Source organism: Methanoculleus oceani, assembly GCF_023702065.1.
Lineage (GTDB): Archaea > Halobacteriota > Methanomicrobia > Methanomicrobiales > Methanoculleaceae > Methanoculleus > Methanoculleus oceani.
Window position 1 is genome coordinate 252,720 of the sequence record NZ_QFDM01000003.1, and the last position, 12,518, is coordinate 265,237.

14 protein-coding genes are annotated in these 12,518 nt (G+C 60.3%); 10 read left to right on the forward strand and 4 right to left on the reverse strand.

What is annotated here, in order from left to right:
* Window positions 1-64 precede the first annotated feature (64 nt).
* The 3 genes from DIC75_RS10960 to DIC75_RS10970 form a co-directional block, all read right to left on the reverse strand.
* A complete protein-coding gene (locus DIC75_RS10960) occupies window positions 65-781 on the reverse strand; it encodes a DUF169 domain-containing protein (RefSeq protein WP_250988073.1) in 717 nt (238 codons plus the stop codon).
* Window positions 782-853: 72 nt separating this feature from the next.
* Window positions 854-1,666 carry an NAD(+)/NADH kinase gene (locus DIC75_RS10965; RefSeq protein WP_250988074.1) on the reverse strand — a complete coding sequence of 271 codons (813 nt, stop codon included), beginning with the start codon at window positions 1,664-1,666 and terminating at the stop codon, window positions 854-856.
* 7 nt (window positions 1,667-1,673) lie between these two features.
* The gene (locus tag DIC75_RS10970; RefSeq protein ID WP_250988075.1) at window positions 1,674-2,450 is read right to left on the reverse strand and encodes a bifunctional fructose-bisphosphatase/inositol-phosphate phosphatase; all 777 of its coding nucleotides are present in this window, start codon (window positions 2,448-2,450) and stop codon (window positions 1,674-1,676) included.
* A gap of 89 nt (window positions 2,451-2,539) precedes the next feature.
* Here DIC75_RS10970 and DIC75_RS10975 point away from each other — a divergent pair, with 89 nt between their 5' ends.
* Both DIC75_RS10975 and speB read left to right on the forward strand, forming a co-directional pair.
* Complete coding sequence (locus DIC75_RS10975; RefSeq protein WP_250988076.1) at window positions 2,540-2,917, forward strand: translation initiation factor IF-5A; 378 nt, start codon at window positions 2,540-2,542, stop codon at window positions 2,915-2,917.
* Window positions 2,910-3,794, forward strand: a complete 885-nt coding sequence (gene speB, locus DIC75_RS10980) for an agmatinase (RefSeq protein WP_352151786.1) — start codon at window positions 2,910-2,912, stop codon at window positions 3,792-3,794. Before DIC75_RS10975 ends, speB begins: the two co-directional genes overlap by 8 nt.
* Before the next feature lie 75 nt (window positions 3,795-3,869).
* Here speB and DIC75_RS10985 read toward each other — a convergent pair whose 3' ends face one another.
* A complete protein-coding gene (locus tag DIC75_RS10985; protein WP_250988077.1) occupies window positions 3,870-4,532 on the reverse strand; it encodes a hypothetical protein in 663 nt (220 codons plus the stop codon).
* Between the two features lie 353 nt (window positions 4,533-4,885).
* Between DIC75_RS10985 and DIC75_RS10990 the strand changes: the two genes are divergently transcribed.
* The 8 genes from DIC75_RS10990 (at window position 4,886) to arlJ (ending at window position 12,517) form a co-directional block, all read left to right on the forward strand.
* A complete protein-coding gene (locus DIC75_RS10990; protein WP_250988078.1) occupies window positions 4,886-5,443 on the forward strand; it encodes a flagellin in 558 nt (185 codons plus the stop codon).
* A gap of 14 nt (window positions 5,444-5,457) precedes the next feature.
* On the forward strand, window positions 5,458-6,030 hold the full coding sequence (locus DIC75_RS10995) for a flagellin (protein ID WP_250988079.1): 573 nt from the start codon (window positions 5,458-5,460) through the stop codon (window positions 6,028-6,030).
* Between the two features lie 470 nt (window positions 6,031-6,500).
* Window positions 6,501-7,337, forward strand: coding sequence for a hypothetical protein (locus DIC75_RS11000; protein ID WP_250988080.1), 837 nt, complete (start codon window positions 6,501-6,503; stop codon window positions 7,335-7,337).
* Window positions 7,338-7,340: 3 nt separating this feature from the next.
* Window positions 7,341-7,835, forward strand: a complete 495-nt coding sequence (locus tag DIC75_RS11005; protein ID WP_250988081.1) for a flagellin — start codon at window positions 7,341-7,343, stop codon at window positions 7,833-7,835.
* Between the two features lie 2 nt (window positions 7,836-7,837).
* The gene (locus tag DIC75_RS11010) at window positions 7,838-8,311 is read left to right on the forward strand and encodes a flagellar protein FlaF (RefSeq protein ID WP_250988082.1); all 474 of its coding nucleotides are present in this window, start codon (window positions 7,838-7,840) and stop codon (window positions 8,309-8,311) included.
* A gap of 3 nt (window positions 8,312-8,314) precedes the next feature.
* Window positions 8,315-9,058 carry an archaellum protein ArlH gene (gene arlH / locus DIC75_RS11015; RefSeq protein WP_250988083.1) on the forward strand — a complete coding sequence of 248 codons (744 nt, stop codon included), beginning with the start codon at window positions 8,315-8,317 and terminating at the stop codon, window positions 9,056-9,058.
* Between the two features lie 5 nt (window positions 9,059-9,063).
* The gene (gene flaI, locus DIC75_RS11020) at window positions 9,064-10,917 is read left to right on the forward strand and encodes an archaellum flagellar ATPase motor FlaI (protein WP_250988084.1); all 1,854 of its coding nucleotides are present in this window, start codon (window positions 9,064-9,066) and stop codon (window positions 10,915-10,917) included.
* 1 nt (window position 10,918) lies between these two features.
* Window positions 10,919-12,517, forward strand: coding sequence for an archaellar assembly protein ArlJ/FlaJ (arlJ, locus tag DIC75_RS11025; protein ID WP_250988085.1), 1,599 nt, complete (start codon window positions 10,919-10,921; stop codon window positions 12,515-12,517).
* Window position 12,518 lies beyond the last annotated feature (1 nt).

Consider the following 12,518-nt stretch of genomic DNA (forward strand, 5'->3'; position numbering starts at 1 on the left):
CCTTTTACCCCGGAACGGACCCGGCGACGGGAAGCACGCCGTAAAAATAGAGAGGGACGGCGGCTTACCGCACCGACCCGGGCGCACCGGTGACGATCGTGAGGGACCGGGCAAACTCCGGGAGGAGCTCGGCGGGGATGCCCATGACGAGCTCGTTATCCTCGATCCCCGAGAACCGGCGCGAGCCGTCGCACCCGAGGGAGTAGTTGATCCTGCCGGTGAGGTAGGGCTGCGCGGTCGCGTCCGCACAGACCGACTGGATCCCCGACATCGTGGACTCTATCCTTCCGCCGAGCAGGTAGAGCGCGGTCTGCGCGAGTTTCAGCATCGCCCTGGGCTCGGCGATGATGACGACGACGTGCGGGTCAAACGGCGTCTTCTCGAGCGGCGCGTAGACCGTCGCATACGTCTCGAGCTCCGGGACGTGCGGCACCTGCCGGATGGTCCGCATGCAGGCGGCCCAGCTCTCGAACTTGCCGAGTTTGTAGTAGAACTCTCCTGAGCGGAGGCTCTGCGTGAGTTCTTTCAGCCCGAGGGCCCAGCCGCCTCCCATGCAGACGTGCCTGTCGCCGGTCGCGTAGAAGATCTCGCCGTTCAGTCGGGCCCTGCTGATCATCTGGCAGTGACGGACCGTCTCCTCGATCGGCCCGACTCCTTCGGGGATGCCTTCGGGGCTCTTTGCGAGTTTGACCGCGACAGGTGAGCCTCGCAGGTCGAGGGCAGTCTTGAGCGTCTCTGCGATCTCCGCGTAGGGGATCTCCGTGCGCATCTGGTCTTCCATAATCTGCTCACTCCTCTGTGGTGTTAGTCCCCGTGGTCACTCATAAAATCTCTGTTTGGGGTATCGGCAGGGTCAGAGGTTGCGCAGTTTGTGGTTCACCTTCTCAAAGAAAGGTTTGCCCGTATAGACAAAGAGGGCAGGCTGTTCGGACATCTTAACAGTTATGGTTGCCTCTTTCTCCAGTTCGAACGTGCTCTGCCCGTCGATGACGAGGTGCGCCGGCTTCTCGGTCTCAAGGGTGATCTCGAGGTTCCTCCCGGTGCTGATGAGGTGAGGACGAGACGAGAGCATGTAGGGCGCGAGGGGCACGAGGAGGAACCCTTCGATCTGCGGGTCGACGATCGGTCCTCCTGCGCTCATGGCGTAGGCGGTCGACCCGGTCGGGGTCGATATGAGCAGGCCGTCGGCCCGGAACCGCTCTGCGGGTGTCCCGTCGACGTAGACGCCGAACCGGAGCATCTTCGCCGGGCGGTCGGTGACGACGAGCCCCTCGTTGAGGGCGTCCCCGAGCGGTTTCCCGTTGACGGAGAGGTTGACGCGCAACCGCCGTTCGACCTGGAATCCACTCTCATGGGCGGCGAAGAACGCGCGTGCTTCGTCGGGTTCGAGGTCCGCGAGGAACCCCACCTCGCCCCAGTTGATCCCGAGGACCGGGACCTGCTTCTTCATCTGGTGGACGGTGAGGAGGACCGACCCGTCGCCGCCGACGACCACGACCAGATCGCCGTCGATCTTCTCAAACGGGATGCCCTCATTCCCGAAGTGCCTTGCCGTACCCTCTTCGAGAGCGATGTCGTGCCCCAGATCTTCGAGTTCCCGGGCGAGCGATGCGGTATAGCGGAGCGCACCCGCATCGTCGATACGCGATACCAGGACAATTCTCATGTGCGGTTCACCTCAGGTACTCGATGACCTTGTTATGCACGATGCCGTTCGTGGCAACGAGGCTCCGCCCGACGGAGACCTCGTCGGGGAATGTGAGGGTGTCCCCTTCGAGATCGGAAACCATCCCGCCGGCCTCCTCGCACACCAGCATCCCCGCCGCCGCGTCGGTGACGCGGAGCGTTCCCCGCACGTCTATGAAGCCGTCGATACGGCCGCACCCGACATAGCAGAGCTCGAGCGCCGATGCGCCGAGGAGGCGCCACCGCCGGATCTTCCTGCCGATCTCCTGAACCCTGGTCGGGTCGAACTTTCGGCCGTAGACGCTCATGGCGCTCTCTTCGAGGAGCGATACCCCCGAGACACGGATAGGATGCCCGTTGAGATAGGCCCCCTGCCCCCGTATGGCGTGGAACGTCTCGCCTGTGGCGAGGTTCCGGACGTATCCCGCCAGAACGATCCCCTCTTCTGCATACGCGATGGAGAGGGCGTAGAAGGGGATCCCGACCACCGCGTTGTAGGTGCCGTCGACCGGGTCGAGGAAGATGGTACCCTTCTCCCCGCCCATCTCGGCGCACCCGAGTTCCTCGCTGATCAGGCGCCGGCAGAACGGGTGGCGCGCGAAGTAGTCTACGACGATATCTTCTGCGACCAGGTCTATCTTTTTGGTGGGCGTCCCGTCCGCACCCATCTTAACGTACGCCCCTGCTTCCGGCGTTCCGACCATGCCGGCTATAGCATCGGAAACAGCCCTCGCCACATCGTCACATGCCCGGATGAACTCCATCAATTCTCCTCGTGCCTGCCCTCATTCTACGGTGTATTTATGTACTGTAATCCAGATACATTAATCACGCGTTTACCGAGTGAGACAATATGAAGGAACAGACAGAAGTTGGGAAGCTGAAAGAGGGACGTTACGTCGTCGTTGAAGATGAGCCTTGCAAGATTGTCTCCATCGCTACCTCCAAGCCCGGGAAGCACGGGGCGGCAAAGTCCCGGATCGACTGCATCGGCCTCTTCGACGGCGTCAAGCGCTCGATCGTCCAGCCGGTTTCGGCGAAGACCTACGTCCCGGTCGTGGAGCGGAAGATGGCACAGGTAATCTCGATCGCCGGCGCAACCCTCCAGCTCATGGACGTCAAGGACTTTGAGATGTTCGAGCTCACCGTTGGCGAAGACCGGGCCGGCAGTCTCGAACCCGGCCAGGAGATCCCGTACATATCATCCCTGGGCAAGAAGAAACTTGAGTGACCATTTCTGGCTCTCGAAGACGGGCATGCACGAGCTCGCCCACCTCCATTTTGCGGATGCGGACGCAGCGTATGAGGATGCCCGCTACGCAATCTTCGGCGTACCCTACGACGGCACGACGTCGTTCAAACCGGGAACACGGTTCGGCCCCCGGGCGATCCGGGAGGTCTCGTTCAACTTCGAATCCTACGATCCTTCGACCGGGATCGACTTCTTCGACATCCCGGTCGCGGATCTCGGCGACCTCGTGATCTCCCGGCTGCCGGAGGAGGTCGTCGACCAGGTGGCCGACATCGCGGGCGATATCGTACGGGACGGAAAGGTGCCGGTGATGCTCGGCGGCGAGCACACCGCCACAGTCGGCGCGGTCAGGGCCGTACAGCCGGATGTCTACGTCGTCTGCGACGCGCACCTGGACCTGCGGGACGAGCTCGACGGGACGCCCTACAGCCACGGGTGCGTCACCCGGCGCGTCCTTGACCAGGGGGTGGACGACGTCGTTATCATAGGCGCCCGGAGCGGCGACCGCGAGCAGTTCGAGGTTGCCGCGGAGAGGACCCGGCTCTACTCCGCCGATACGGTGCGTGAGTCAGGTATCGGCGCCGTTCTCCGGGAAATACGGGAACATATCGGCGGAAAAAGGGTTTACCTCTCGATCGACGCCGACGCGATCGACTGCTGCCTCACTCCGGGCCTCGGGACGCCCGAACCGTTCGGGATGACGCCGCTCGATATCAGGGAGGTCGTACGGACCCTCGCACCGCATGCTGCGGGTTTCGATTACGTGGAAGTGGCTCCGTTCGATTCCGGGCAGACGGCGGCGGTGGCGGCGCAGGTCGTGCGGGAGTTCATCGCCCGGCATTGGGTTGCCGGGTAATACATCCGGGGCGTATATTCTTTCACGCATCCATCCGCACCGGCTTCCGGCGACTCCTCAACCGCATCCGTCCGGTCAGTTTACATACCCCTCGGGCACCTGGATCTTCAAGTGGTAGGAGCCGATGCGCCGGGTGTTGATGACGAAGTAGTAATCGTGGTAACCCTCGTAGAAGGTGCTCACCCACCGGTCCTTCCTGAGTTCGGGCCTGTCCTTCATCGCCAGAAAGTCGCGGAAGTTGAGCGTGACGATCCGGACGAACCGGTTCGGGTCTTCGGCGTCCATGACCTGGCAGTTGAAGAACGGGATCTCGTCGTTCGTGGTCGTGATATCCGAGTAGTCGAGACGCCAGAGAGGAGACGGGACCCGGACGATCCCGGTGGTTCCCGACCATTGCCCGTCGATCGTCGCGTAGGTCACCCACCGGGTGGTGCCGGGTGCGGTCCCGGCCGAAAGAACGGTCATATTCAGGCGGTTCTCTTCGGTTGAGATATGGTAGGTCGCCGGGTCGACGAACCCGATCTCCTTCGGCTTCCCGTTCCAGGTGGGCGCCGGGGTGGGCGTCGGCACCGTGGTTGCGGGGGGCATCGATGGCGTCCATGCCGGGGTTATCGCCGGCTCTTCCGACCCCCATAACCCCGCCGGCTCGCCGGTCGCTGCCGGCTTGATGACCAGGGCCAACACGAGGACGACCGCGATTGCCAGAACGACATAGATGAAATCCTGTTTCTTCGTCATACCCTGTTCCTTTCCCTTGAAACCCGCCTGTGCGGCACCTCCGGCCCCTCGTCCTCCGGCAACGGAAAAATACAGAATTTTTCCCGCGGGGAAACGTTATTTCCACAAATGGGCAGCTTACCGCACAGTATTTCGGCTATAGGTATCGTTGCACCTCCGGCTACAAATACTTGCCTGAAAGCGATAGCGGCCGATAAAAGGATGATTAGACGAACCTGTTACCCTAACAGGCACGTCTCACATCCCCCTTCAATTGAATAACCTTTTATACCGGTTTACGCATATACTCCAAAGAACCGAATTAGTCTGAATGAGGCGCTCATCCGGACTCCGGTAACAGGAGGAAACGTTTTATGAGTAAATTGGTGAAAAACGAAAATGCATTCACCGGGCTTGAGGCGGCGATCGTCCTGATCGCGTTCATCGTCGTGGCTGCGGTGTTTTCTTACGTGGTGCTCGGCGCCGGCTTCTTCACGACACAGAAGAGCCAGGAGGTCGTCCACACCGGTGTGGCCCAGGCGAGCTCGAACCTGGAAGTGTCAGGACCCGTCGTCATAGCGGGGGCTGCGAACTCGGTAGCAAACGTTACGTTCTACCTTCAGCTGGCGGCCGGCGGATCGCCGATCGACATGAACAAGACGACCTACGCTGTTTCTACCAAGGATGATCTGAAGACCTATACTAACGCCACGGTCACCATGATCTGGTATAAGGACGGCATTGTAGAGACCGGGGCAAACAATCTCCTCGAGAAGTTCGAATTCGTAAAGGTGACCATCGCCAGTCTGCCGACCATCGGTCCTAACGACAAGTTCGTTGTCGAGATCCGGCCCGACCAGGGTGCGGCCTACCCGCTCGAGCGGAACGCTCCGCCGAGCCTGGCAGCAGGCAAGTTCTATGAGGTCTACTGAGGAGGGTGATGTAGATGAAGAAACAATTCAATGATAATGCATTCACCGGGCTTGAGGCGGCGATCGTGCTCATCGCGTTCATCGTCGTGGCCGCGGTCTTCTCGTACGTGGTGCTCGGCGCCGGCTTCTTCACGACACAGAAGAGCCAGGAAGTCGTCCACACCGGTGTGCAGCAGGCAAGCTCCAGCATGGAGATCGTCGGCAACGTCTATGGGGAAGGAAACACTACCAGTAACGTTCTGACCTCCGTCCGGTTCATTGTTGCGAACACCGCCGGCGGGACGTCGCTCGATGTACACCAGATGGTTGTCACGTACGTGGATGAAACTCACCACGTCGTAGTGCCTTACAATGCGACCGGTAATGCCAATACGACCAACTGCTGGAATGTCCTAGAAGTTTACAACGAACAGGGGGTAGCAAACCTGCTCCTCGAACCCGGCGAGCAGTTCGAACTCCAGGTTCACGTTGCGACTCCGGGCCCGAACACTCCGTTCACGGTGAACCTGCAGCCGGCTGCCGGCGCCGTCTACCCAATCCACAAGACGGTTCCGCCCGCCATTGAGACGTACAACGTACTCAACTAACCCCTTTTTTTGAGCGTTGAAACGCTCGCGGCCGGTTCGACCGGCGATATCTTCCCGGCACTTGCAGAACAGGCAATCCTCTCCGCATTAAAGAAGTTTCGAGAGGCCTGCCTTGCGCGGTCGCTGCAGATAGACATACACCGACAGTTAACGCCCCTACCCCTGCCGGGCCAGGGTTTGTCAGGTTGGCATCGCTTTGATGCGTATGAATGTTCGGAGGCGAGCCCTATCCGAATCAGTCAGGACGACCTCCTGCAGGTTACCAGTTGAAGAAGAGAATCACCGGTTACAGTTGGTCGGAGCGGGCCGGTGCAACGATGTTGCCGCACCATCCAGCCACTACCGTAGATATCAGCGGCCTGTATCTCTAACAAATCTGGCACAACGTTTAGAAGACGGGAAGGCGTCCGGAAAACCAGTATCGGCACGAGCAACTTTTATTAACCTTGACATTGATATGATTTAATATTATGGTGGGGGTAGATCAGGCTCAAATCGACAAAATACTCTCCGGCGCGTCCTCCGAGGACCCGGGGGCCCGTCTCGAGACGCTCGAGAAGGAGCTGGACTTCGTCAAGACTTCGATCAAGCGGCTGCTCATCGATCTCCGTGAGCGGATGAACGAACTGGACAACCCGTTCACCAGCGCCGCCGCATCTTACTCTGGAAACAGGTCCGGGCAGCAGGATATTGCCGGGGAGAGTAAGGATGAGGACAACGAAGAGCCCGTGCTGGACGGTGCACCCGCCGGTATGACCGCTCAGCAGAAAAATGCAGGCCAGGAGAGCCACCGGCCGGACAGCGGTCTCTTCCCGGCCGACCTCGCGACGGCTCAGTTCTCCCCGGGCGCTCAGGTCCTCCCGGGCGTTCAGCTCCCACCGGGCGACACGCTCCCTCTCGTCCAGGCAAAACCCGCAGGAAAACTCAAACTGCAGAAAGTCCACCGGCTCTTCGAGTGGGTGCACCAGGGGTGCAGGAAGTACGGGCACGAGCACATGGCGATCATGGTCGACGCCTACCAGTCCATGGGCTACATCAACGAGGGTGTCTCCGACCAGATCCGTGATGTCATGAGAATGGCCCCCGAGACCCCGGGCGACGTCCAGGAGATCGGCCCGAACGAGTTCGTCTCCGAACTTTACGTCTTAAACCGGATCCTCGACCCCGACGATGCGACGCTCGATCGGGACATGATCGAGGTGCTGATGCTCGCCCCCCGTCGCCCCGGGGACCGTAGCGCAGAGAAGACATCACCACAGGAACAGGATGCCGGTGATACCTGGATTGAGTTGCTGGACAGGATATGATGGATGTCGAGCGAAACCTTCACCACAGCAATGTTCCTTATCGCCGCCATCATATCGGCCGGCGTCCTCATTAATGCAGTCTTCCCGGTGATCTACACCCTCTCGGGTACGATCTCGTCATCCTCCCACAAGGTGGACGAACGGTTGAGCACGGACGTGAAGATCGTCACGACGTACGCCAGCGGCGGGAGCAACACCGCCCGGATCTGGTTAAAAAACATCGGCGCCGGCAGGATCGCCGATGCCGACATACAGAAGGCCGACGTCTTCCTCGGGGCGCAGGGCGACTTCATCCGGTTAACGCGAGCTACGGTGCTCGCCGACGGAACCTGGACTTACGAGATCCTCGAGGACACCAACAACAATTGGGACCCCGGCGAGACCCTCTGCATCGAGGCACAGACCGCGAAGATCCCCGCCAGGGAAGAGATCGTCTACTTCCAGTTCGTTCTCCCTACAGGACTCTCCCGGTCGACCACCTTCACCGCGGGTGACTAGCCATGAGTGCAGGGCCCCTCGTCGCTTCCGGAGTAGGCATCCTCCTCCTGGTCATCACCGCCTATGTCCTGATCGGCGGCACCCTCGCCACCACGGAAGTGATGGTCGAAGCGCAGAGCAACCTCGCCACCTACCAGGAAGCCCGGATGCGGACGGCGATCGCGATCCAGAACACGACGATCGCCGACCCGACCCTCTACGTCGAGGTGAAGAACACCGGAAGCGAGCCGGTCGTCGAGATCTCGTCCATCGACGTCTACCTCCAGAGTGAGGGCGTTCCAGTCTACATCCCCTTTGGAGCCGGTGTGAACCACTGGGACCGGGTGAACATAACCCCGGACGAGGTCCACCCCGGCGAGCTCGACCCGGGCGAGACCCTCAACCTCTCCGTCACGTACCAGGACGTCGACCCCACGTGGATTCAGGTCGTCACCCCTAATGGGGTCTCCAGTTCAGCATACATCAAGGGTGAATAACAAATGGCCACGGGCGAAGGCGCAGACAGCAGTATTCATGGGATGCCTGATCAGTCGATCCTCTCGACCGGGAACTCCGAGCTCGACAAGAAGATCGCCGACGGCCTCCCGCTCCAGTCGCTCACCCTCATCGAGGGTGAGAACGACACCGGAAAGAGCGTGCTCACCCAGCAGATCGTCTGGGGTGCCCTGAAGCAGGGGTTCAACGTCGACCTCTTCTCGACCGAGAACACGAGCAAGAGTTTCATCTCCCAGATGGAGTCGATGAGCCTCGATATCTCCGACTACTTCGCCTGGGGTTACCTCAGAGTCTTTCCGATGCACGTCGTCGGGTTCGAGTGGACGAAAGAGAAGATGCAGGGGACGCTCGAGCGGATGATCCACTATATAGAGCAGAGCAAAGCGGACGTGATCGTCATCGACTCGCTCACCCTCTTCACCGAGTACGCGAAGCAGGACACGGTCCTCACGTTCTTCACGAACTGCAAGAACCTCGTCGACCACGGCAAGACCATCCTGATCACCCTGCACACCTACGCCTTCGTCGAGGATTCCCTTGTCCGTATCCGCTCGATCTGCGACGCCCATCTCTTCATGAAGAAGGCGCTCGTCGGCGGCAAATACGTGATGATGCTCGAGGTCGTCAAGGTCCGCGGCGCACGAAAGACTACGGGCAACATCATCAGTTTCGAGGTCCACCCCGGGTACGGCATCAAGATCATCCCGGTCTCTGTCGCGAAGGTGTGAGAGCAATGGGATCGGCGCTGGAAGCAACGGTGACCCTCCCCTTCGAGCCCGAGTTCATCGATGAAGGGAACGACTGCTACAACAACGTAGAGTCCTGCGCCCTCTACCGTATGCTCCCGGCAAACGCCCGGGACTACGTCAAGGCGAGCCCCCACCTCCTCGAATACCTCCATATCCTGCCGGTCAACACCGTCGGCATCCCGCTCTTCCTCTCGGAACTGAAGCGGGACTTAAAATCGATGGAGAACCCGAACATCATCTACCCGGTGAACGAGACGACGTTCGTCCATATCTTTCCGGACCCAAACGACGTCCGGAACTGGTACATCCCGATCGAGCCGGCGTTCCTCCACTCCGTAAAAGAGATCCTTCCGGCGATCGAGGAGAAACTGATCGATATGATCGACGCCCTCGACGAGGAGCCGGTGACCGAGCAGGCGCGTATCGAGGTGCTCAGAAACTTCATCCGGCAACTGGTATACGTCCAGAAGCCGGGCGAGGTGATCGATGAGTCCCTGCTCGCCGGCTCCTCGTCAAAAGACCTCAAGGTCCGGATCAAAGCCTTCCTCACCTCGGAGATCGGTGCGTCGGCAAAACCGCAGGCGTCAGAGCACCCCGCGCTCGCCGACGGGCGGCTCATCCTCTCGCAGCAGGAATACAAGGCGCTCGAGTACATGATCATCCGCGACAAGATCGAGATGGGGACCCTCAAACCGTTCCTCTCCGACCAGTATATCGAAGATATCACCTGCGACGGCGTCGGACCGATCTTCATCGAGCACAAGATCTTCAAGGGCTTAAAGTCGGTCGTCGGGTTCCAGGACTCAAAAGAGCTCGACAACTTCGTCATCAAACTCGCCGAGCGGATCAAACGGCCGCTGACCTACAGGAGCCCCATCGTGGACGCGACCCTCCCCGACGGCTCGCGTATCAACATCGTTTACGGGACCGAGATCAGCAAGCACGGGAGCAACTTCACCATCCGTAAGGTGAACGAGGTCCCCCTGAGCATCCTGCAGGTTATCGAGAGCGGGGCGTGCAACTACATGATGGCCGCCTATCTCTGGATCTGCCTCGAGTACGGGATGTCGATGTTCGTCTCCGGCGAGACAGCAAGCGGCAAGACGACGACCTTAAACGCCCTCACGACCTTCCTCTCGCCCGAGAACAAGATCGTCACCATCGAGGATACCCCGGAACTGACGGTCCCCCACAGGAACTGGACCCGCGAGGTCGCGAAAGCCAAGGGGAAGGGTGAAGGAGAAGGCTCGGAGATCACGATGTTCGACCTCCTGAAAGCCGCCCTCCGTCAGCGCCCGAACCAGATCCTGGTCGGTGAGATCCGTGGAGTGGAAGGGTCCGTCGCCTTCTCCGCCATGCAGACCGGCCACCCCGTGATGAGCACGTTCCACGCCGCATCGGTCGAAAAATTGATCCAGCGTCTCTGCGGAGACCCGATCAACATCCCGAAGACCTACGTCGACAACTTAAACCTGGTCATCATCCAGAGCGCCGTAAAACTCCCTCAGGGCGGGACGGTACGGCGGATGCTCAGCATCAACGAACTCGTGGGCTACGACCCCGAGACCCAGGGGTTCTCCTTCATGGCGGCGTTCGTCTGGGACCCTGCGACCGACACCTTCACCTTCACCGGGAAAGGGAGCAGTTACCTCCTCGAGAACAAGATCGCAATGATGCTCGGCATCCCCGAGAACCGACGGGCCGACATCTACGACGAAGTCGACAAGCGCGCCAAAATTCTCGAGCGGCTCCACAAGGCCGGGTACACCCAGTTCTGGGACCTCTTCCACATGACCACGAAGATCAAGAAACAGGGACTGCTCACCATCGAGGTGTGACGTGTTCGAGGATGTAGCCGACCGGGTGCGAGAGGCGAACCAGGGGAAGATTCCGTTTGAGGAGCAGGCTGCATCGCTCGACGACCTCCGGCTATCCATCCTCGAGAACAAGAAGATGGAGCAGGATCTGCTCCTCATGTACACCTACATGGCCGCGATCACCACGTCGGCCGTGACCCGGCCCGAGATCTTCCAATACACCTCCGAACGGTTCGAGTACATCCCGTCGCGCTACATCGCAAAGGTGCAGCGTCTGGTCGCGGGGTGGGGCCAGAGTTACGCCGGGGGGCTCCGGGCGGTCGCCGAGCGGTGCCGGAACAGAACCCTCCAGAGCATGCTCAACCGCTACGCAAACTCCATCGACTCCGGTGTCCCGGACGACGACTTCATCGCCACGGAGTTATCGAGTATCCGGAGCATCTACCGGAACACGTTCGAGCAGGGGATCGAACTCCTCAAGAAGTGGGGCGACGCCTACATCGCGATGCTCCTTTCCGGGGCGCTCGTCGCGATCATCATCATGATATCGGTGGCCATCTACGCCCCCGACGGGATCGAATCGGCGCTGAACTCCTCCTACATGATCATCCTCGCAATATCGGTCTTCGGCCTCGTGATCATGTACCGGGCCGTTCCCGACGACCCCCGCACGCACGGGCTCCCCGGGGCCTGCTCCAAGGAGCAGGCTATCATCAGGAGACTGGAGCGCCCGGTCGCGCTGGTCGTCGCCATGATCGCACTGCTGCTCATCCTCGTCGGCGCCAACGCCGGCATCATCTTCCTGCTCGTCGGTCTGCTCCTGATGCCGCTCGGGGTCATCGGCTACATCGACGATGCCAATGTCATCAACCGGGACAACGACTTCTCCACGTTCATCCGGAGCCTCGGGTCGATCATGGGCGGGAAGGGCATCACCACCGGCGATGCGCTCCAGGAGGTGGACAGGAGGTCGCTGATCCACCTGGAGCCGTTCATCAACTCGGTCTCGTCGAAGCTGAACCTCGGACTCGATGAAGCCGGGAGCTGGAGGAAGTTCATCGGGGAGAGCGGCAGTTACCTGATCTACAAGTACATGAACATCTTCCGGGACGCGGTGGCCCTCGGCGGGTCTCCCGACGAGATAGGAAAGATCGTCGGTTCGTCGATGCTCGAGCAGGTGCTGCTCCGGAGGAAGCGCGACATGATGGTGAAGGGGTTTGTCGTCCTGCTCGTGCCGATGCACGGGGCGATGATCGCCATCTTCGTCTTCCTCTTCGAGATCCTCCTCGCCATGTCCCGTGCCGTGACGGAGGTGATGGCCCACTTCGAGGCGACCTCGGCGGCGCTCTCGGGAGGAACGTCTTCGATCGGCGGTTCCATGGGGACATCCCTGAACATCTTCGTAAACTTCCCGGAAGACACGATGCGGACCTACGTGGTGACGATCCTCTTAATGCTGACCGTTGCCAACATGCTTGCAGGAAAGATTGTCATGGGCGGCGACCGATACCTGTACTACTTCTTCGCAAGCCTGCTTGCCGTGACAACCGGCGTCATTTACATCATCGCACCGATCGTCGTGAACGCATTCTTTACCATTCCAGCATTTATGGAGGTGTAAT